General features: G+C 54.7%; 22 protein-coding genes. 3 read left to right on the forward strand and 19 right to left on the reverse strand.

The features are described 5' to 3' along the window. The first annotated feature begins 45 nt into the window (after window positions 1–45). Complete coding sequence (locus tag L379_RS16280; protein ID WP_017382473.1) at window positions 46–834, forward strand: deaminated glutathione amidase; 789 nt, start codon at window positions 46–48, stop codon at window positions 832–834. Between the two features lie 125 nt (window positions 835–959). After that, on the forward strand, window positions 960–1163 hold the full coding sequence (gene tatE / locus L379_RS16275) for a twin-arginine translocase subunit TatE (protein WP_003858723.1): 204 nt from the start codon (window positions 960–962) through the stop codon (window positions 1161–1163). A gap of 80 nt (window positions 1164–1243) precedes the next feature. On the opposite strand, the gene lipA is transcribed toward tatE, so the two are convergent. The 14 genes from lipA to leuS all read right to left on the reverse strand — a co-directional run bounded on the left by lipA (window position 1244) and on the right by leuS (window position 16199). Next, window positions 1244–2209 (reverse strand): lipoyl synthase, encoded by a 966-nt coding sequence (lipA, locus tag L379_RS16270; protein ID WP_006809637.1) that lies wholly within the window; start codon window positions 2207–2209, stop codon window positions 1244–1246. Between the two features lie 207 nt (window positions 2210–2416). Further along, complete coding sequence (locus L379_RS16265) at window positions 2417–3370, reverse strand: YbeF family transcriptional regulator (protein ID WP_032647690.1); 954 nt, start codon at window positions 3368–3370, stop codon at window positions 2417–2419. Window positions 3371–3661: 291 nt separating this feature from the next. Next, complete coding sequence (lipB, locus tag L379_RS16260) at window positions 3662–4303, reverse strand: lipoyl(octanoyl) transferase LipB (RefSeq protein WP_017382471.1); 642 nt, start codon at window positions 4301–4303, stop codon at window positions 3662–3664. A 94-nt stretch (window positions 4304–4397) separates the two neighbouring features. Then, window positions 4398–4661, reverse strand: a complete 264-nt coding sequence (gene ybeD / locus L379_RS16255; RefSeq protein ID WP_003858718.1) for a DUF493 family protein YbeD — start codon at window positions 4659–4661, stop codon at window positions 4398–4400. A gap of 107 nt (window positions 4662–4768) precedes the next feature. Next, window positions 4769–5980: a D-alanyl-D-alanine carboxypeptidase DacA gene (gene dacA / locus L379_RS16250; protein WP_032652959.1), complete on the reverse strand. Its 1212-nt coding sequence runs from the start codon at window positions 5978–5980 to the stop codon at window positions 4769–4771. Between the two features lie 138 nt (window positions 5981–6118). Continuing rightward, window positions 6119–7225, reverse strand: a complete 1107-nt coding sequence (gene rlpA, locus L379_RS16245) for an endolytic peptidoglycan transglycosylase RlpA (RefSeq protein ID WP_032652961.1) — start codon at window positions 7223–7225, stop codon at window positions 6119–6121. A 16-nt stretch (window positions 7226–7241) separates the two neighbouring features. After that, entirely contained in the window at window positions 7242–8354 is a 1113-nt protein-coding gene (mrdB, locus tag L379_RS16240) for a peptidoglycan glycosyltransferase MrdB (RefSeq protein WP_015571139.1), read from the reverse strand. 2 nt (window positions 8355–8356) lie between these two features. Then, complete coding sequence (mrdA, locus tag L379_RS16235) at window positions 8357–10258, reverse strand: peptidoglycan DD-transpeptidase MrdA (RefSeq protein ID WP_015571138.1); 1902 nt, start codon at window positions 10256–10258, stop codon at window positions 8357–8359. 28 nt (window positions 10259–10286) lie between these two features. Further along, window positions 10287–10754 carry a 23S rRNA (pseudouridine(1915)-N(3))-methyltransferase RlmH gene (gene rlmH, locus L379_RS16230; RefSeq protein ID WP_003858701.1) on the reverse strand — a complete coding sequence of 156 codons (468 nt, stop codon included), beginning with the start codon at window positions 10752–10754 and terminating at the stop codon, window positions 10287–10289. Window positions 10755–10757: 3 nt separating this feature from the next. Beyond that, on the reverse strand, window positions 10758–11075 hold the full coding sequence (rsfS, locus tag L379_RS16225; RefSeq protein WP_003858696.1) for a ribosome silencing factor: 318 nt from the start codon (window positions 11073–11075) through the stop codon (window positions 10758–10760). Between the two features lie 268 nt (window positions 11076–11343). Continuing rightward, on the reverse strand, window positions 11344–12009 hold the full coding sequence (gene nadD, locus L379_RS16220; protein ID WP_003858694.1) for a nicotinate-nucleotide adenylyltransferase: 666 nt from the start codon (window positions 12007–12009) through the stop codon (window positions 11344–11346). Then, a complete protein-coding gene (gene holA / locus L379_RS16215) occupies window positions 12002–13033 on the reverse strand; it encodes a DNA polymerase III subunit delta (protein WP_032652963.1) in 1032 nt (343 codons plus the stop codon). The genes nadD and holA overlap by 8 nt, the downstream gene beginning before the upstream one ends. Beyond that, entirely contained in the window at window positions 13033–13602 is a 570-nt protein-coding gene (gene lptE, locus L379_RS16210) for an LPS assembly lipoprotein LptE (RefSeq protein WP_032652965.1), read from the reverse strand. The genes holA and lptE overlap by 1 nt, the downstream gene beginning before the upstream one ends. A 14-nt stretch (window positions 13603–13616) precedes the next feature. Next, complete coding sequence (gene leuS, locus L379_RS16205) at window positions 13617–16199, reverse strand: leucine--tRNA ligase (protein ID WP_015571136.1); 2583 nt, start codon at window positions 16197–16199, stop codon at window positions 13617–13619. 214 nt (window positions 16200–16413) lie between these two features. Between leuS and L379_RS16200 the strand changes: the two genes are divergently transcribed. Beyond that, window positions 16414–16896, forward strand: coding sequence for a zinc ribbon-containing protein (locus L379_RS16200; protein ID WP_003858689.1), 483 nt, complete (start codon window positions 16414–16416; stop codon window positions 16894–16896). A gap of 56 nt (window positions 16897–16952) precedes the next feature. Here L379_RS16200 and rihA read toward each other — a convergent pair whose 3' ends face one another. The 5 genes from rihA to L379_RS16175 form a co-directional block, all read right to left on the reverse strand. Next, window positions 16953–17894 carry a pyrimidine-specific ribonucleoside hydrolase RihA gene (gene rihA / locus L379_RS16195; RefSeq protein ID WP_032652967.1) on the reverse strand — a complete coding sequence of 314 codons (942 nt, stop codon included), beginning with the start codon at window positions 17892–17894 and terminating at the stop codon, window positions 16953–16955. A gap of 119 nt (window positions 17895–18013) precedes the next feature. Continuing rightward, window positions 18014–18739, reverse strand: a complete 726-nt coding sequence (locus L379_RS16190; protein ID WP_032652969.1) for an amino acid ABC transporter ATP-binding protein — start codon at window positions 18737–18739, stop codon at window positions 18014–18016. Further along, entirely contained in the window at window positions 18739–19413 is a 675-nt protein-coding gene (gene gltK / locus L379_RS16185) for a glutamate/aspartate ABC transporter permease GltK (RefSeq protein ID WP_003858686.1), read from the reverse strand. The genes L379_RS16190 and gltK overlap by 1 nt, the downstream gene beginning before the upstream one ends. After that, entirely contained in the window at window positions 19414–20154 is a 741-nt protein-coding gene (gltJ, locus tag L379_RS16180) for a glutamate/aspartate ABC transporter permease GltJ (protein WP_015571133.1), read from the reverse strand. It abuts the gene before it with no gap. 155 nt (window positions 20155–20309) lie between these two features. Beyond that, window positions 20310–21215, reverse strand: coding sequence for an amino acid ABC transporter substrate-binding protein (locus tag L379_RS16175; RefSeq protein WP_003858681.1), 906 nt, complete (start codon window positions 21213–21215; stop codon window positions 20310–20312). Between the last annotated feature and the right edge of the window lie 99 nt (window positions 21216–21314).

Raw genomic sequence — 21314 nt, forward strand, 5'->3', positions numbered from 1 at the left:
TGTAAGTGCGTCGAGTGTAACGCTGTTTTTAACCGGGAGACAATTATGTATGTTGCAGTAGGGCAGTTCGCGGTGACGCCGGACTGGAATGAAAACGCGGAAAAATGCGTCTCCCTGATGCATCAGGCGAAGCAAAAGGGGGCGTCGTTGCTGGTACTTCCCGAGGCGTTACTGGCCCGTGATGATGGCGATCCAGACCTGTCGGTAAAGTCTGCGCAAACGCTGGAAGGGGCGTTTCTGAAACGACTGCTGGCCGAAAGCGTTGGCAACACGCTCACCACCATATTGACGGTCCATGTTCCGTCCTCGCCGGGGCGCGCGGTAAACACGCTGGTGGCGATACGTGAGGGTGCCATCGTCGCGAGCTACGCCAAACTTCATCTGTATGATGCGTTCAGCGTTCAGGAGTCGCGCCTGGTCGATCCGGGGAGTGTAATTCCGCCGCTGATTGAGGTCGAGGGTTTTAAGATTGGCCTGATGACCTGCTACGATATCCGTTTTCCCGAGCTGGCGCTGAACCTGGCATTGCAGGGGGCAGAGGTGCTGGTTCTGCCCGCCGCGTGGGTCAAAGGACCGCTTAAGGAGCATCACTGGGCGACGCTGCTGGCAGCACGTGCGCTGGATACCACCTGTTACGTGGTAGCCGCGGGTGAATGTGGTAACAAAAATATCGGGCAGAGCAGGGTTGTCGATCCGCTGGGGGTGACGGTTGCGGCAGCAGCGGAGACGCCTGCGTTATTGCTGACGGAGATAATTTCCGCCCGAATAGCGCTTGCGCGTCAGCAATTACCTGTTCTGCGCAACCGCAGGTTTGCGCCACCGCAATTAATGTGATGTTTTTTTCAACAATGCTTGATTCACCTTGTTACAGATTGCTATTGTGTGCACGCGCCAAATGACCGTTAATACGTTCAGGTTTTTTGGCGGAATGCAGCCTGTTTCATGTAAAGAAGGTATTTATGGGTGAGATTAGTATTACCAAACTGCTGGTGGTTGCCGCACTGGTCGTCCTGCTGTTCGGTACCAAGAAGTTACGCACGCTGGGTGGAGACCTGGGTGCTGCCATTAAGGGCTTTAAGAAAGCAATGAACGATGACGACGCGGCAGCAAAGAAAAGCGCCGAAGATGACATCACTGCACAGAAGCTTTCACACAAAGAGTAATGGCAATGCTGCAAGGCTTGCATAAAAAAACCGGCTCACGAGGCCGGTTTTTTGTTTTACTGTAAATAAATTTTACAGCTTTATTTCACTTCTTCGCCCTTCGCCTGCATATCGGCGTGATAAGAGGAGCGAACAAACGGACCGCACGCGGCATGGGTAAAGCCCATCGCCATCGCTTCGGCTTTCATTTCATCGAACTCATCCGGGCTCACGTAACGCTGTACAGGCAGGTGGTGACGGCTTGGCTGGAGGTACTGGCCCAGCGTCAGCATGGTGACGCCGTGGCGGCGCAGATCGCGCATCACTTCAATGATCTCAGCGTTGGTTTCACCCAAGCCGACCATCAGGCCAGACTTGGTTGGAATATGCGGATGGGCTTCTTTAAAGCGCTCCAGCAGCTTCAGCGACCAGTTGTAGTCTGCACCGGGACGTACCTGACGGTAGATTCGCGGTACGTTCTCCAGGTTGTGGTTGAACACGTCTGGTGGCGTCGCGGTGAGGATATCGAGTGCGCGATCCATACGGCCACGGAAGTCCGGCACCAGCGTCTCAATCTTAATGTTCGGGCTTTTTTCGCGGATGGCGGTAATACAGTCAGCGAAATGCTGAGCACCGCCATCGCGCAGATCGTCACGGTCAACGGAGGTGATAACAACATAACGCAGCGCCATATCGGCAATCGTCTGCGCCAGTTTTTGCGGTTCGTTAGCGTCAGGCGCAACAGGACGGCCATGGGCAACGTCACAGAACGGACAGCGGCGGGTGCAGATGGCACCCAGAATCATAAACGTCGCGGTACCGTGATTGAAACATTCAGCAAGGTTAGGGCAGGAGGCCTCTTCACAGACAGAGTGAAGGCCATTTTTGCGCATCGCCGCTTTGATCCCCTGGATACGCGAAGAGTCGGCCGGAAGTTTGATTTTCATCCATTCCGGTTTTCTTAACAGCGCCTCGCGCTCTGTAGCCACGTTTTTAACCGGGATAAGGGCCATTTTATCGGCATCGCGGTATTTAACACCGCGTTCCATCACAATGGGTTTACTCATAGCGTGCGTGTTCCAGTTGCGAATATCGAAGGAAAGCGTTTCAATTCAAGGGAATGTTGTAATTATCAACTATTTTTGAACGAACGACAGGCAGTATATCATTTAAAGGGACGATAAAGCAGCCTGCCAGGTCGCCAATTTGTAAAATAGTTGTTGTTTTGTGCCTTTTGCCCCGCTTGCGGCAGGGGCTTGTGCTGAAAGGCGGGATCAGAACGCCTGGCGGATCACGTTAATGACGTTTTCCAGCACCGGATCGCGCAGGCTTAGCTTGTTGTAATGCAGTGAGATTTCAACAGATTCCGTCGTAAGTTGACTCAATGGAATGCTCTCCAGCGGCCAGCATTTTTGAAGCAGAGTGAAGAGACGCACAGGCATAATACAGAGCAAATCGCTGCTGCCAATCAGGGCCGCAAGGGTAAACATATTGTAACTGCTGAAGCTGATCAGACGGTCCGGGAACAGTTCGTCAATACGCTGGCGCAGCGGATCCGGACCCTGCCCCTCGGACATAAAGGTTGCATGTTCGTAATGACGCAAATTTTCAGGCGTCAAAGCTGCGCCCAAAGCAGGATGACTCTGACGACATACGAGCGCCAGAGAGTCGGTATAGAGAACGTTATGCCCTAATGCCCTGGCCGCGAAGCTGTTGCTATCGATGATCAGGTCCGTCTGGAATTGTGCCAGCTGAGTTTCCGGATCGTTAACGGGCACGTTGCGGATCAGCAGCTGTGGCGCATGCTGTTTAACAGCCTGGTAAATAGCGGGCATGACCAGAACGCCCACAGAGGGAGAGGTGCCTATGGTGATGGTTCGTTGCTTATCGTAACTGCCGGTGAGATCCAGCGCGCCCAGAATCGATTCCAGACCCTGGCTGATGTACTCATGCAGATGGGTGGCGTACGCGGTGGGGGTTACGCCCTGGCCTTTACGAATAAATAAGGGATCGGGAAATATCGCGCGCAATTTTTGAATTGACTGGCTAATAGCGGAGGGCGTGAGATTAAGAATTTTCGCAGCATTAACGATACCTTTGTGGACATATACCGCCTCAAAAATAGTCAATAAATTGAGATCAATATTACGTAAAGTCCGGAAAATTTGCGGCTTATCTTCGCCGCTGGTTTCATTCAGGCGTTTGGCTGGTAAATTAGTAGGCTCCACGCTCTTACTCCGTATCCATTCACAATATGAATGATAGTTGAATTTATTTATTATGCTTGCAGAGATTCGTAAAGTGTTTCGTAAGCTTCCCTTGTTTATCGAAAACAAGCAGTTGGGTGATTATCACGCACGTTACACGATACCCGGTGATGGTACTATTAAGGTTCTAATTAATATGGGACGCTAATATATGGGCGACTCGAAAATATAGAATATGCGGTTTATTGTAAAGCGTAAATGCGGCAATTAAGCAGTGGCTGGTCAAATAACCGAACCACTGCCGGAAGTGTGTTAAGCAGCAATATATTCGTAGTCAGGATTGTTAAGCAGCGCTAAAAACTTCTTCAGAAGCACGGGGCGGATATTCTCAGGGGTGGCGGTATCGACCCACTGGCGCATTTGCGTCATTTCCATACCGGCATACCCGCATGGGTTGATGCGCTGGAAAGGGGTCAGATCCATATTGATATTCAGCGCCAGCCCGTGGAACGAGCAGCCTTTACGGATACGCAGCCCCAGCGAACAGATCTTCATCTCTCCCACGTAGACGCCCGGGGCATCGGCGCGAGGGTGAGCATCGATACCGTACTCAGCGAGCGTGTTCACCACGGTTTGTTCCAGTAAGGTCACGAGCTCACGCACGCCCAGCTTTCTGCGTTTCAGGTTAAGCAGGACATACATTACCTGCTGGCCCGGGCCGTGGTAGGTTACCTGTCCACCGCGATCGCTCTGGATCACCGGGATATCACCCGTCATCAATAAATGTTCGGCTTTTCCTGCCTGGCCTTGAGTAAACACCGGCAAGTGTTCAACCAGCCAGATTTCATCAGGGGTGGTGTCATCGCGCATATCGGTAAAGTCATGCATAGCCTGAGAGACTGGCTCGTAAGGCTGTAGCCCAAGATGGCGGACAAGAATTTTATCCTGGTACAAAAGGACGTCTCCGAAGACAAGGGAGAATAGGTAACGGGGATTATATCACAGCGGGGAAGTGGGTTACCCGGCAAACCGGGTAACCGCAGAGGGACTACAGCACCATACGAACAATTTCGATATTGCCGAGCTCTTCGTAAAGCGTCTCAACCTGCTCAATGTGTGTCGCAGTGATGGTGATTGAGACCGAGTGGTAGTTACCTTTGCTGCTCGGTTTGACTGATGGAGAGTAGTCACCCGGCGCATGGCGCTGTACCACTTCAACCACCTGATCAACCAGCTCAGGTTTCGCCAGACCCATTACTTTGTAAGTAAAAGGGGTAGGGAATTCAAGCAGTTCGTTAAGTTTGGTTTTCATGTCAGCTCCGGCGTGTGTATAAAAAATAATAACTCCCGCCACGGGGCGGGAGTTTTACTGATACGTAGTATATGGGGATCAAAATCACACTTTCAAGTGTTCGATTTTTAACCAAACCAGTGATGGAACATCAGCTTAATATAATCAATGATTTTGCCGAAGAAATTGCCTTCAGGAATTTCCTCCAGCACCACCAGCGGGCGCTGATCGATGGTTTTGCCATCCAGCTGGAAGTTAATCGTACCCACGACCTGATTCTTTTGCAGCGGGGCGTGCAGCTCGGTGGTATTCAGCACGTAGCTGGCTTTCAGATCTTTCATACGACCGCGTGGGATCGTCAGATAGAGATCTTTGTCCACGCCCAGGGAAGCGCGATCGTTATCGCCAAACCAGACAGGTTCAGAGGCAAATTCTTTACCGGCTTTCAGCGGGTTCACGGTTTCGAAGAAGCGGAAGCCCCAGGTCAGCAGCTTTTTGCTTTCCGTTTCGCGGCCTTTAAACGTACGTCCCCCCATCACGGCAGAGATCAGACGCATCTGGCCTTCAGTGGCGGAGGCCACCAGGTTATAGCCGGCTTTATCGGTGTGGCCAGTTTTGATGCCGTCGACGTTCAGGCTGTTGTCCCACAGCAGGCCGTTACGGTTGGTCTGACGAATGCCGTTGAAGGTGAACTCTTTCTCTTTGTAGATAGAGTACTCGTTTGGCACATCGCGGATCAGCGCCTGACCGATCAGCGCCATGTCACGCGCGGAGCTGTACTGACCCTCGGCGTCCAGGCCGTGAACGGTCTGGAAGTGGCTGTTTTTCAGGCCCAGGGCGGAGACGTAGCTGTTCATCAGGCCCACAAATGCGTCCTGGCTGCCCGCTGCAAAATCGGCCATGGCCACGCAGGCGTCGTTACCGGACTGCAAGTTGATGCCACGGATAAGCTGAGAGACCGGAACCTGCATGCCTGGCTTCAGGAACATCAGCGATGAACCTTTGAACACCGGGTTGCCGGTTGCCCACGCATCGTTACCGATGATCACCAGGTCGGTTTCTTTGAATTTGCCTGCTTTCATGGCCTGGCCGATAACATAGCTGGTCATCATTTTGGTCAGGCTGGCCGGATCGCGGCGGGCATCGGCGTTCTGTTCTGCCAGAACTTTGCCGGAGTTGTAATCAATCAGGATGTAGGATTCCGCGTCGATCTGCGGAACGCCAGGGATCATGGTCTTGATGTTCAGGTCGTCCGCGTGAGCTGCGGAGAACGCAGCAGCGCAAAGGGCCGTGGTCAGCGCCATGCGCTGCACAAAACGAGCAGAAAAAGTGGTCTTCATGGTCAGAACTACGACATCCGTGATGGAATTAAAAAAGTGCCTTACTATAGCAAATGCTATACGGGCAGGCATCCGACTTTCATCATGAGAGTGTTAACGTGCTTTACACAAACTGACATTTCGGATACCACCGAATAATTATTTTGCAACAGCGATAAACGACTGGAGCTGCGCCTCGCTCTGCAAACGCTGTTGCAGGGACGCTGCCTGCGATTTGCTGGCAAACGGACCCATCTGGATACGCCATACCGCACCGTTTTGCTCAACGCGGCCTGGCACGCCAAACTGCTTGCTTAAACGCTGCTGATATTGCTCTGCACGGGTCCGATCGCTGACGGCGCCAACCTGAACCACGTAGCTGCCGCTCGCCGTCGCAGGCGCCGCAGTCTGCGTAGCAGCAGGCGCGGTCACCGGGGCGGCTTGTGTAGCGGGTGCAGCAGCGACGGGCGCAGGCGCTGGGGCAGGTTCATTTGATTCAATCACGCCCGGCGCTAACGTGGTGGGTGCGCCAAGGAAACCACTGCTTTTCACCGGGGCGCCGGTCGCGTCTTCACTTTGCAGCGTATCGTTGCTGATAGCACGCACTTCACCCTGCGGCTGTGCGGGCTCTGCCGGCGTTGAAGCCCCCCCCATACCACCGCTCAGATCCGGGCGAGCGGGCAGGGCATAGGTCTGTTTCGCGACCGTGGTACAGGCCGTGCCCGGACCAGACAGTGAACCATCCTGCGCCACGATAATCGGGTCGATACGCACTTTAGTATTGTTTGAGGTGTTCAGACGGTCGGCAGCCGCGCGGGACAGGGAGATCACGCGATCGGTGCCGTAAGGACCGCGATCGTTGATACGCACCACGATCATTCGGCCATTCGCCAGGTTAGTGATGCGTGCATAGCTCGGGACAGGCAACGTCGGGTGTGCCGCCGTGATCTGCATCGGATCGAAGGTTTCACCCGACGCGGTCAGATTGCTGCCGGGCTCAGCGTCATAGATGGCAGCAAAGCCAGCCTGGCTGAAACGGGAAGGATCCTGAACGATTTTATAGCTTTTACCGTCGCGCTGATAATCCTGATTCACGCTGGCGTTCAGCGGTTCATAAACGGGATCGGCACCGCTAATCTCAACAATCGGGCCATTACAGACCGCAGGCTGCGGCGGCGCGACGGTTGCCTGTTGCTGACCATCATCACTTGTACAGGCGGCAAGTAAACTTGCTGCGATACAGATCCCCAGCCACTGCTTACGCATTGCGATCCCCTTATTTTTATACGCTTTTGGACAACATTTTCCTGTGGGTATGGATCGACATGACGATACCAAACCCGGCCATCAACACGATCAGTGCCGAGCCCCCGTAACTCACCAGCGGCAGCGGTACGCCAACAACCGGCAGAATACCACTCACCATACCAATATTTACGAAGACATAAACGAACAAAATCAACATTAATCCGCCTGCCATCACGCGACCAAAGGTGGTTTGCGCGCGCGCGGCAATCCACAAACCTCGCATGATCAGCAGCACGTAGAGTGCAAGCAGCACCAGGATGCCAACCAGCCCTAACTCCTCAGCCAGAACGGCAAAGATAAAGTCGGTGTGGCGTTCCGGTAAAAATTCGAGCTGCGACTGCGTACCGTGCAGCCAGCCTTTACCACGCAGGCCTCCGGAGCCAATCGCAATCTTCGACTGAATAATATGATAGCCTGCGCCCAGCGGATCGGTCTCGGGATCGAGCAGCATCATAACGCGCTGACGCTGGTAATCATGCATCAGGAAGAACCAGAGGATAGGGATAAACGCGGCAACCAGCACCACGGCGATACCAATCAGACGCCAGCTCAGGCCGGACAGGAACAGGACGAACAGGCCGGAGAGCGCGATAAGAATTGAAGTACCGAGGTCCGGCTGTGCGGCCACGAGCAGCGTCGGCAGGAAAATCAGCACCAGCGCAATGGCGGTATTTTTCAACGACGGCGGGCAGACGTCGCGGTTAATAAAGCGCGCCACCATCAGCGGGACGGCGATTTTGGCGATTTCCGACGGCTGGAAGCGGACAATCCCCAGATCCAGCCAGCGTTGCGCCCCTTTCGAGATGGCGCCGAAAGCATCTACTGCCACCAACAAAATAATACAGAAAATATAGAGATAGGGCGCCCAGCCCTCGTACACGCGCGGCGGTATTTGCGCCATCACCACCATAATGACCAGACCCATGGCGATCTGGCCGATTTTACGCTCCATCATGCCGATATCCTGGCCGCTGGCGCTCCAGATAACGAGGGCGCTGTAGACCAGCAGAGCCAGCAGGATCAGCAGCATGGCAGGGTCGATGTGGATCTTGTCCCACAGCGATTTTTTATTCGGATTATCCGTCATGATTATTGGTCCTCCGCCGCAGCGGCTGCCGGGTTTTCAGCTGGCAGTTCGGTGTTGTTGTCACCCAGCATGATGTGGTCGAGGATTTGACGCATGATGGTACCCACCGCCGGGCCTGCGCCGCCGTTCTCAAGAATCATCGCCACCGCAACCTGCGGGTTATCATAAGGGGCAAACGCCGTCATGAGCTTGTGGTCACGCAGACGTTCGGCAATTTTATGTGCGTTATAAGTTTCATTCGCTTTCAGACCGAAGACCTGAGCCGTACCTGATTTCGCGGCAACCTTATACGGTGCGCCGGCGAAATATTTGTGCGCCGTCCCGTTAGGACGGTTGGCTACACCGTACATGCCGTCTTTCGCGATTTCCCAGTAGCCGGAATGAATGTCACCCACCGGCGGCTCGTGCGGCTGTATCCACGGCACTTTTTTGCCGTCTTCAACGGTGCTTTGCAGCAGGTGCGGCACTTTCACAACGCCATCGTTAATGAGGATCATCATCGCCTTGTTCATTTGCAGCGGCGTTGCCGTCCAGTAGCCCTGGCCGATCCCTACCGGAATGGTGTCACCCTGATACCAGGGTTTTTTAAAGCGCTTCAGCTTCCATTCGCGGGTTGGCATGTTGCCGGAACGCTCTTCAGCCAAATCTATACCGGTGTAATGCCCGTAGCCGAATTTGCTCATCCATTCAGACAGACGGTCAATACCCATGTCGTAGGCGACCTGATAGAAGAAGGTATCCGCCGACTCCTCCAGTGATTTGGTCACGTTCAGATGGCCGTGGCCCCATTTTTTCCAGTCGCGGTAGCGTTTCTCAGAGCCAGGCAACTGCCACCAGCCGGGGTCAAACAGACTGGTATTGCGGGTGATGACGCCCGCGCTCAGCGCAGACACGGCGACATACGGTTTAACCGTTGAAGCTGGAGGATAAACCCCCTGCGTCGCGCGATTCACCAGCGGCGTGTTTGGATCGTTGAGCAGGCCGGAGTAATCCTTGCTGGAGATACCATCCACGAACAGGTTCGGATCGTAGCTTGGCATCGAAACCATCGCCAGAATGCCGCCGGTACGCGGGTCGGTCACAATAACCGCAGCACGGCTACCCGCCAGCAGCGTCTCGATATACTGCTGTAGCTTCAGGTCGAGCGTCAGATAGACGTCATGCCCCGCCTGCGGGGGAACCTCTTTCAGCTGACGGATCACGCGGCCACGGTTGTTAACTTCAACCTCTTCATACCCGGTCTGACCGTGCAGCACGTCTTCGTAATAACGTTCGATCCCCAGCTTGCCAATATCATGGGTTGCGGCGTAGTTAGCCAGCTTGCCGTCTTTATCAAGGCGTTCGACGTCTTTATCGTTGATTTTGGAGACGTAACCAATGACGTGCGTCAGCGCGGAGCCGTAAGGATAGTAGCGGCGTTTATAGCCTTTGACCTCCACACCGGGGAAACGGTACTGGTTAACGGCAAAACGGGCGACCTGCACTTCCGTCAGGTTGGTTTTTACCGGAATGGAGGTGAAGCGGTGAGAACGTGCGCGCTCTTTTTTGAACGCAGCGATATCGTCATCAGTCAGGTCGACAACGCTTCTCAGCGCGTTCAGCGTATCCTGCACGTTATCCACTTTCTCGGGCATCATCTCTATCTGGTAGATGGTGCGATTAAGCGCCAGCGGCGTGCCGTTACGATCGTAGATAATGCCGCGGCTGGGCGCGATGGGCACCAGCTTGATACGGTTTTCGTTTGAGCGGGTCTGGTAATCGGTATAGCGGACAATTTGCAGATTATAGAGGTTGGCGATCAGCACGCCGGTAAGCAGCAAAATCCCCGTAAAGGCGACCAGCGCCCGGCGCACAAACAGCGCGGACTCAGCCGTATAGTCGCGAAAAGAATTCTGTAGTTTCATCCGCTGCTTAAATTACCCTGGTCAGTCATTACTCGCGGTGATAAGGGTGGTTGGTAGTGATGCTCCATGCGCGATACAAACTTTCTGCCACGAGAACCCGTACAAGCGGGTGGGGCAGCGTCAGCGCCGAGAGTGACCAACTTTGTTCTGCTGCCGCTTTGCAGGCGGGAGATAACCCCTCTGGTCCGCCAATCAACAGACTGACGTCCCGACCATCCTGCTTCCAGCGCTCCAGTTCGTGCGCCAGCTGCGGCGTATCCCAGGGTTTGCCCGGGATATCGAGGGTCACGATGCGGTTTTTGCCTGCGGCAGCCAGCATCAGCTCTCCCTCTTTATCGAGAATACGTTTGATATCTGCGTTCTTGCCGCGCTTTCCTGCTGGGATCTCCACCAGTTCGAACGGCATATCTTTTGGGAAACGACGCAGATACTCAGTAAAACCGGTTTGTACCCAGTCCGGCATTTTGGTGCCGACGGCGACCAGTTGCAACTTCACGCATTAACCCCAGAGTTTTTCCAGCTCATACAGGCGACGGCTCTCTTCCTGCATGACGTGGACAATCACATCGCCGAGATCGACAACCACCCAGTCAGCGGTCGCTTCACCTTCAACGCCCAGCGGAAGCAGCCCTGCCGCGCGCGATTCCTGAACAACATGGTCAGCAATCGAAACAACGTGACGAGTTGAGGTCCCGGTGCAGATGATCATGCAGTCGGTGATGCTGGATTTACCCTTAACGTCGATAGCGATGATGTCCTGACCTTTCAGGTCATCAATTTTGTCGATAACAAAATCCTGGAGTGCTTTACCCTGCAAGTTTTCCCCCTGGGTGAATGAGATTGTACAACTATGAATTCGTGGTCAGTCAGTATACCTGAACTGACGCCAGTCGCGGGACAAATGTCACCGCCCGGCTTTTGAAGGCGGGTATCATCCCACCCTCCGCCTGATATTGCATCGCCATTTTTGTAAAACAATTTCTGTAAAGCAGCGATCGGCGGGAAAGTCTGGCAGCGGAGGATATCAGTATGGCTTAGCCTGTCAAGGCAGGATAATCATTAACGGACAATTTCGCCGGCGATGCTCAGACATCTGTACTTTTCTGATACAGACCGTGCGCATGGATATAGGCCAGCACGGGCGAGGGGAGGAGATCGTCACAGTCTAAACCCTGCTGGAGACGCTCGCGGATGAGGGTTGCGGAAATATCAAACCACGGCGTTTCAGCGAGGTAAATTTTCCCGGCGGGGAGACTGTGCAGGTCTTCTATATTGTCCGTCAGATGTGCGTCAAGCCACTGCTGATGCTGTGCGTCGCGCATGGTCAGCGGGTAGCCCGGACGGCGGCAGACCAGCAGATGACTGTTTTCCAGAATGGTTTCGTACTGGTACCAGCTGGGAAAGTTGAGCAAGGAATCCTGGCCGATGATAAACGCCAGCGGTTTCATGGGCCCTTGCTCAGCGCGCCACTCCCGCAGCGTTTGCGATGTCCAGGAAGGGGTATCTCTGCGCAGTTCACGCTCATCCAGCGTGAAGAGAGGCTTATCGGCGATAGCCAGCGCGAGCATCGCTTTACGCTGCTCGCTGGTTGCTTCTGGCTGAGGACGGTGCGGCGGAACATTGTTGGGCATGATGATTACCCGCTGCAACCCAATCAAATTCGCGAGGATTTCTACCGGCTTAAGATGCCCATAGTGTACCGGGTCGAAGGTCCCGCCATACATTGCCTGTAAAGAATGCATATCACCCATCGATAAATACGTCTGCCAGCGCCTTATGGCAGAGCAGCAAAGAGAGGCTCTCCAGCTCCGCCCAGACAGACTGGCCGTAATCCTGTTTTAACGTCAGTTCGGCGCGCATCAGAAGTTGTACTGCCTGACGCAACTGCTCCTGGCTCAGGCGGTTTATCGCCTCCGTGGTCATCGCCCGACGGTTTTGCCAGACGCGATGTTTGTCGAATAAGGCGCGCAGGGGTGTGTGTGCTGACTGGCGTTTAAGGTTGTTCAGCAGCAGTAATTCGCGCTGGAGCGTACGGAGCAGAATGACCGGCTCACTCCCTTCCAGGCGCAGCTGTTGCAGGATGTGCAGAGCACGCTTACTTTTCGCCGACAGCAGCGCATCAACCCAGTGGAAGGGGGTAAAGTGCGCGGCATCATTCACCGCCTGTTCCACGCGCGGCAGCGTCAGCTTACCATCGGGCCACAGCAGGGCGAGCCTGTCCAGCGCCTGCGCCAGTGCCAGAAGGTTGCCTTCGTAGCAGTAGCACAGGAGCTGACTGGCGGCCTCATCCAGCTGCAAATTGTGCTGCTTTGCTCGCGCGGCAACCCATTTTGGCAGATGCGCCTGCTCTGGCGTCTGGCAGGTGACCAGCACCGCACTGGGGGCTAGCCGGGTAAACCAGGCCGCGTTTTCCTGCGCTTTTGTGAGTTTGTTGCCGCGTACGATAAGCAGCAGATCGCTGTGTAACAAACTCACCAGCATAGCCAGCTGTTCATTGATGGCAGCGTTAGGACCATTCTCCGGCAGCAGGATCTGGATTGTCTGACGAGAGGCAAACAGGCTCATGGCCTGACAAAGCGAGAAGATAGCGTTCCAGTCGGTACTGTTATCGATCTGGAACGTATGATGTTCATCGAAACCCTGCGCGGCTGCCGCATGGCGAACCGCATCAAGGCTTTCCTGAAGTAACAGGGGGTCATTGCCGAGTAGCAGATAGGCCGCGCGCAGCCCTTCGTTGAGCTGCGCGCGGAGTTGTTCAGGATACAACCTGATCATCAGTTACCCAGCGACGTTGGCATATCCGGCGTGCTGGTATCCGGTGTTTCGATGACGTCAGCGCCTTTTTTCGTCGACGCGGCAATGGCAGGCAGTCTGCGGATCAGCTGTTCCGCGGCCTTATCGTACATCTCTTTGATGATAATCTGCTGTTCGGCGTCTTTTGCCAGCGCCGTCTGCGGGTTATCGAAGAACGAGCGGTAGACTTTGGTATTGATAGGGTAAATATCTTTACCTGGCATCAAGACGGCCGCATCAACGGTAAGCACCATCTGATATTCCGCCGTCCGCCCATCCTGGAAGATCGAGGCCGTATCTTGTGACAGCGTTGATTTCAGGACGCGAAGCGAAGGAACATCCTGACGCAGGGTTCCCTTCTCGATCAGCTCAACATCGTTCAAACGCAGCTGGTTACGAATGGCCCGGCTTAGCGGTCCGTTCGGATCGGATGAGTCGAAGATCATCGTTTTCATCTGAGCAGGCACTGCCGTGGTGTTGCGCAGGTGCCAGCCGCAGCCAGCGGTGACCAGCACCGCCAGAGATAAGAGTATTGTTGCCAGTTGTCGCACGTTTCCTCCCGCGCTTAGCCAACGACCAGATTCAGCAGTTTACCAGGTACGTAGATCACTTTACGTACGGTAACGCCCTCAAGGTATTTCGCGACCAGATGCTCCTGGCCTGCGCGCTCGCGAACCTGTTCTTCGGTTGCGTCGACCGCGACGGTAATTTTACCGCGCACTTTACCGTTAACCTGCACCACCACCAGCGTGGTGTTTTCCACCATAGCGGATTCATCCGCCACTGGCCACGGCGCGTTGTCGATATCGCCTTCGCCTTTCAGCTCCTGCCACAGGGTGAAGCTAACGTGCGGCGTGAACGGGTTCAGCATGCGAACGACCGCCAGCAGCGCTTCACGCATTAACGCGCGATCCTGCTCGCCGTCCTGCGGGGCTTTCGCCAGCTTGTTCATCAGTTCCATAATAGCCGCAATTGCGGTATTGAAGGTCTGACGACGACCAATATCATCGGTGACTTTCGCAATGGTTTTATGAACATCACGACGCAGCGCCTGCTGATCTTCGCTCAGTGCAGCCACGTTCAGCGCTGGCGCATCACCCTGAGAGGTGTGCTCGTACACCAGTTTCCAGACGCGTTTCAGGAAGCGGTTTGCCCCTTCAACGCCGGATTCCTGCCATTCCAGCGTCATATCTGCCGGGGAGGCGAACATCATGAACAGACGCACGGTGTCAGCGCCGTAACGCTCAACCATTACCTGCGGGTCGATACCGTTATTTTTCGACTTGGACATCTTGCTCATGCCGGTATACACCAGTTCATGACCTTCGGCGTCTTTCGCCTTCACGATACGGCCTTTCTCGTCGCGCTCCACAATCGCATCAACCGGAGAAACCCAGTTACGCTCGCCGTTCGCGCCAACGTAGTAGAACGCATCTGCCAGCACCATACCCTGACACAGCAGCTGTTTTGCCGGCTCGTCGGAGTTGACGAGGCCTGCGTCACGCATCAGTTTGTGGAAGAAGCGGAAGTAGAGCAGGTGCATGATGGCGTGTTCAATGCCACCGATGTAGATGTCTACCGGCAGCCAGTAGTTTGCTGCATCGGAATCCAGCATGCCTTCTTTGTACTGCGGGCAGGTGTAGCGCGCATAGTACCAGGAGGATTCCATAAAGGTGTCGAAGGTGTCGGTTTCACGCAGCGCTGGCTGACCGTTGACGGTGGTTTTCGCCCACTCAGGATCGGCTTTGATCGGGCTGGTGATGCCGTCCATGACCACGTCTTCCGGCAGGATCACCGGCAGCTGATCTTCCGGCGTTGGCATCACGGTGCCATCTTCCAGAGTCACCATTGGGATTGGCGCACCCCAGTAACGCTGACGGGAAACGCCCCAGTCGCGCAGACGGTAGTTCACTTTACGCTCGCCCACGCCCAGGGAGGCCAGCTTGTCGGCGATGGCGTTGAAGCCCTCTTCGAAGCTCAGGCCGCTGAACTCACCGGAGTTAAACAGGGTGCCTTTTTCAGTCAGCGCTTGCTCAGAGAGATCGGGCTCAGAGCCGTCAGCAGCAAGAATAACAGGCTTGATGGTCAGGCCGTATTTGGTGGCAAATTCGTAGTCGCGCTGGTCGTGACCCGGCACGGCCATCACGGCGCCTGTGCCGTATTCCATCAGTACGAAGTTGGCTGCCCAGACAGGGATCGCTTCGCCCGTCAGCGGGTGAATGGCTTTAAAGCCGGTATCAACGCCTTTTTTCTCCATCGTCGCCATGTCGGCTTCGGCCACTTTAGTATTGCGGCATTCGTCGATGAAGGTCGCCAGTTCCGGATTGTTTTCTGCCGCTTTCTGCGCCAGCGGGTGACCTGCGGCCACGGCCAGGTAGGTCGCGCCCATGAAGGTGTCCGGACGGGTGGTATAGACGGTCAGGGTCTGGTCGTAGTTCTCAACGTTGAAGGTAATTTCCACACCTTCGGAACGGCCGATCCAGTTGCGCTGCATGGTCTTAACGGTATCTGGCCAGTGGTCCAGATTATCCAGATCGTTCAGCAGTTCGTCAGCGTAGGCGGTGATTTTGATAAACCACTGCGGGATCTCTTTACGCTCTACTTTGGTGTCGCAGCGCCAGCAGCAGCCGTCGATAACCTGTTCGTTCGCGAGAACGGTCTGGTCATTCGGGCACCAGTTAACGGCAGAGGTCTTCTTGTACACCAGGCCTTTTTTATACAGCTCGGTAAAGAATTTCTGCTCCCAGCGGTAGTATTCCGGGGTACAGGTTGCCAGCTCGCGACTCCAGTCATAGCCAAAGCCCAGCATTTTCAGCTGGTTTTTCATGTACGCGATGTTGTCGTACGTCCACGGCGCCGGTGCCGTGTTGTTTTTCACCGCCGCGCCTTCAGCAGGCAGGCCGAATGCATCCCAGCCGATAGGCTGAAGAACGTTTTTGCCCAGCATACGCTGGTAGCGCGCAATCACGTCACCGATGGTGTAGTTACGCACGTGGCCCATGTGTAGTCGACCAGAAGGATAGGGAAGCATCGACAGGCAGTAATACTTCTCTTTGCTCTCGTCTTCGGTTACTTCAAAGGTGCGCTTCTCGTCCCAGTGTTGCTGGACTTTTGATTCTATCTCTTCCGGGCGGTATTGCTCTTGCATGGCAGCCAGTGGTCCTGTGTTCAATACAGCTACAAATGTAGCCAATGGATGTGGTAATTCAGATCCGCATAGCATAGCCCAAACGCCCGCGTCAAAACAGCCTTTCACGCAAATGCACTTTGCAGGAATTTACCGGGTCTGTGCTTCACCTGACAAAGCGGCGGCGAAATAAGGTCTATTATTAGAGACAGTTACTTACCCGAGAGGCAAAATGATGAACAAGGTTGCTCAATTTTACCGTGAACTGGTAGCGACTCTGACGGAACGACTGCGTAACGGCGAGCGTGATATCGACGCGCTGGTCGAACAGGCACGCGCACGCGTGACGCAAACGGGTGAGTTAACGCGAACCGAAGTGGAAGAGGTGACGCGCGCCGTGCGCCGTGACCTGGAGGAGTTCGCGCGAAGCTATGAAGAGAGCCAGGACGAGATCGCCGACAGCGTTTTTATGCGGGTCATCAAAGAGAGCCTGTGGCAGGAGCTGGCGGATATTACCGATAAAACTCAGCTGGAATGGCGTGAGGTGTTTCAGGATTTAAACCACCACGGTGTCTATCACAGCGGCGAAGTAGTGGGGTTGGGGAACCTGGTGTGTGAGAAGTGCCACCACCATATCGCCGTTTATACGCCGGAGGTGCTGTCGCTGTGTCCGAAGTGCGGGCACGACCAGTTCCAGCGTCGGCCATTTGAGCCGTAGGTAAAAGCAAAACTGTTTGCACCCTCTCCCTGTGGGAGAGGGGCGGGGTGAGGGCATCAGGCCGCAGAATAATAAGCCAGCCGCTCCGCCAGCAAATCCACAAACGCTTCCCGATCGATATCCACCACTACCGTCGTATTCGGCTTGTTTCCCGTCAGCGAGTAATAGTCCACCACCGTCATTCCCTGGGTATATTTCCCCTGTGTTTCCACACCAACCCAACGCTCGACCGTGGTAAACATTTCCGGCTTCAGCAGCCAGGCGATGGTGCATGGGTCATGCAGCGGGGCGCCGTGGAAGCCCCACTTCTCGGCTTTGTGATACTCCATAAAGAAGTCGAGCAGCTCGGCCACGGTCGTTGCAACCGGGTTGCCCACGGCGCGGAAGCGTTCAATATCGTCTGTCATAATCTGTGCCCGATGCGTCACGTCCAGCCCCGCCATCACAATCGGCAGGCCCGACTGGAAGACGATTTCCGCGGCTTCCGGGTCAACGAAGATGTTGAACTCTGCTGCTGGCGTCCAGTTCCCCAGCCCCATTGCCCCGCCCATGATGACGATACGGGCGATGTTGCTGTGCAGTTCAGGATGGCTGTTCAGCAGCAGCGCTACGTTGGTCTGCGGGCCGGTCGCCACCAACGTCACGGGCTCTGCGCTCTCACGCAGCACCTTCGCCATGAGCTCGACGGCAGTGCAGTTTTGCGGTGTGAAATTCGGCTCCGGTAGCGCCGGGCCATCCAGCCCACTTTCACCGTGAACATTATCCGCAATGATCAGCTCGCGCATCAGTGGCTTAACGGCGCCACCTGCGACCGGAATATCGGTGCGTTTCAGCAGCGTCAACATGCGCAACACGTTTCGCAAGGTTTTATCCGGCGTCTGGTTCCCGGCGGAGGAGGTGACAGCTTTTACGTCCAGTTCAGGGGAAGCAAGAGCAAGGACGAGTGCGATCGCGTCATCATGACCCGGATCGCAGTCGAGAATAATTGGCTGTGCCATAGCGTTCTCCATTCTCAGCATTATTTGTGACAAGGTTAACGCTGCGATGTGACGCCGAATAGAAAAAGAGATCTAAAGCGTGAAGCAGTGCGCAATCCGCAGATTGCGCACTAAAAAGATTAATGCAGGATTTTGGCGAGGAAGTCTTTTGCACGTTCAGATTTAGGATTTGCGAAGAACTCTTCTTTTGGTGAGTCTTCAACAATTTTCCCTTCATCCATGAAGATCACGCGGTTGGCCACTTTACGGGCGAAGCCCATTTCGTGCGTCACCACCATCATGGTCATCCCTTCGTGCGCCAGCTCCACCATGACGTCCAGCACTTCGTTGATCATCTCAGGGTCGAGCGCGGACGTCGGCTCATCAAACAGCATTGCCACCGGATCCATGCACAGCGCACGCGCGATTGCCACACGCTGCTGTTGGCCGCCCGAAAGCTGGGCCGGGAACTTATTCGCATGCGCAGACAGCCCGACGCGTTCCAGCAGCTTCAGCCCCTTTTCGCGCGCCGCTTTTTTGTCGCGCTTCAGCACTTTGACCTGCGCCAGCGTCAGGTTCTCAAGGATGGACAGGTGAGGGAACAGCTCAAAATGCTGGAACACCATCCCTACGTGGGAGCGAAGCTGGGCAAGGTTGGTTTTCCTGTCATTTACTTTGGTGCCGTTAACGACAATCTCGCCCTGCTGGACAGGTTCCAGCCCATTAACGGTTTTGATAAGCGTGGACTTACCGGAACCGGACGGGCCGCATACCACTACCACATCGCCTTTTTTTACTTCTGTTGAGCAGTCGGTCAGCACCTGAAAGTGCCCATACCATTTAGAAACATTTTTCAGGGAAATCATTATACCGTCCTTTTCTTCAGCCAGCTGACCAACAGCGATGCGCTTAAACTAATCACAAAATAGACCCCGCCCGCGAAGAGGATCATCTCAACCTGCGTTCCGTCACGTTCGCCAATGGTGGAGGCGGTACGGAAGAAGTCTGCCAGACTCAGCACGTAGACCAGGGAGGTATCCTGGAACAGGACGATGCCCTGCGTCAGCAGCAGCGGAACCATGGCGCGAAACGCCTGCGGCAAAATAATGAGCTTCATGGACTGCCAGTGCGTCATACCGAGCGCCAGCGCAGCGCTGGACTGCCCGCGAGAGATACTCTGAATACCTGCGCGGATGATCTCTGAGTAGTAGGCGGCTTCAAACATGGAAAACGCCACCATGGCAGAGATCAGGCGGATATCGGTCTTTGGCGACAGTCCCAGTACGTTCTGTAAAAAGCCGGGAACAATCAGATAAAACCACAGCAGCACCATGACCAGTGGAATGGAGCGGAATACGTTAACGTAGGCCGTGGCAAACCAGGCTAGCGGCTTAAAGCTCGACAGGCGCATCACTGCCAGCAGGGTGCCCCAGACAATACCGACGATAATGGCGATAACGGTGATCTTTAAGGTGATTGCCAGTCCATCCAGCAGATAGGGCATGGAGGGAACAATGGAACTCCAGTCAAAATCGTACATTTATTTGCCCCCCAGATTGCCCGGCAGGCGTACTTTGCGTTCAACCAGGTTCATCACCAGCATGATGAAAGCGTTAATCAGAACATAGGCGAGCGTGATCGCCGTGAAGGATTCCCAGGCGTGAGCGGAGTAATCCAGCAGTTTGCCCGCCTGTGCCGCCATATCCACCAGACCGATGGTTGAGGCGATAGCCGAGTTTTTTACCAGGTTCATCATCTCGGACGTCATCGGCGGAACGATGACGCGGTAAGCGTTAGGCAGCAGTACGTAACGGTAGGCCTGGGGCAGAGTCAGGCCCATTGCCAGTGCCGCATTCTTTTGCCCGCGCGGCAGTGACTGTATGGCGGCACGTACCTGCTCGCAGACGCGCGCAGCGGTGAACAGCCCCAGACACAGCATAGAGGAGACAAAAAATTGTACGTTAGGATCCAGCTCGGCCTTAAACCACATGCCGAGATCTTCCGGCAGCAGTTCCGGGATCACCAGATACCAGGTAAAGAACTGCACGATCAGCGGAACGTTACGGAACAGTTCCACATAGAGCGTGCCAATCGAAGAGAGAAAACGGTTAGGGACGGTACGCAGAATACCGAACAGCGAACCGACAAGAAACGCGATAATCCACGCCGTTATCGATAACGCAACGGTAACCTGAAAGCCGCTCCACAGCCAGCCGAGATAGGTGGTGTTGCCGAACGGGGCTTGTTGCAGAAAGATGCCCCAGTTCCAGTCAATTGACATAGTAAACTCCAGAAAAAAAAGGGTAGCAGCGCTACCCTCGAAGATTGGTGAGAAGCTCAATTTTTGCGCTGAGTGGGGAACGACCACTCAACGTATAGTCTGTCCATGCTTCCCGACAATCGAGAGGGCAGGAGATCCCGCCCCTGTCGTTCTAATTAGTTAAGAGCTTTGTCGTTTGGTGATTTGAACAGCGCTTTCATGTCGTCAGACAGTTCAAAGTTCATGTTCAGGTTTTTTGGTGGAATTGGGTTCTTGAACCATTTGTCGAACCATTTTGCCGCTTCGCCGGAGGTTTGCGCCTGAGCGATGGTGTCATCGATCAGTTTCTTGAAGTCCTCGTCACCTTTACGCAGCATACAGCCGTAGGCTTCTTTCGACTGGGCGGTACCGACGATTTCCCAGTTGTCTGGTTTCTTCGCTTTCGCGCGTTCGCCCGCCAGCAGGGCGTCATCCATCATAAACGCGACAGCACGGCCGCTTTCCAGGGTACGGAAGGAGTCGCCATGGTCTTTCGCGCTGATGATGCGCATGTCCATTTTCTTCTCGTCGTTCAGCTTGTGCAGCAGCACTTCGGACGTGGTACCGGAGGTCACGACAACCGCTTTGCCTTTCAGGTCAGCAAAATCTTTGATGTCGCCGCCTTTCTTCGTCAGCAGGCGGGTGCCCACAACGAAGATGGTGTCCGAGAAAGCGGCCTGTTTCTGACGCTCAAGGTTGTTGGTGGTTGAGCCACATTCAAAATCAAATGTGCCGTTTTGCAGCAGAGGAATACGGTTTTGTGAAGTGATGGGGATCAGCTTCACTTGCAGGTCAGGTTTGTTCAGCTTTTTCTTCACGGCTTCAACGATGGCGTTGGAGTAATCCTGTGAATAGCCCACGACTTTTTGCGTGTTGTCGTAGTAAGAGAACGGGACAGAAGATTCACGGTGGCCGACCACGATCACGCCGTTTTTGGCAATCTTGTCGAGAGTGCTTCCTGCTGCCGGAGCGTCTTCAGCGTGGACAACCCCCGCAGACATTCCCATAACCAGCATTGCTGTGGCCAGTTTACGTAATTGCATACCCAACTCCTTTCTTATCAGCGCCAGTGACGCATAGATACCCATTGTGATGTTGTTATATCTCGCGCAATGCGAGTGCAGTGTTATGCAAGCTTGTTA

The organism is Enterobacter sp. MGH 33 (assembly GCF_000534535.1).
GTDB lineage: Bacteria > Pseudomonadota > Gammaproteobacteria > Enterobacterales > Enterobacteriaceae > Enterobacter > Enterobacter hormaechei_C.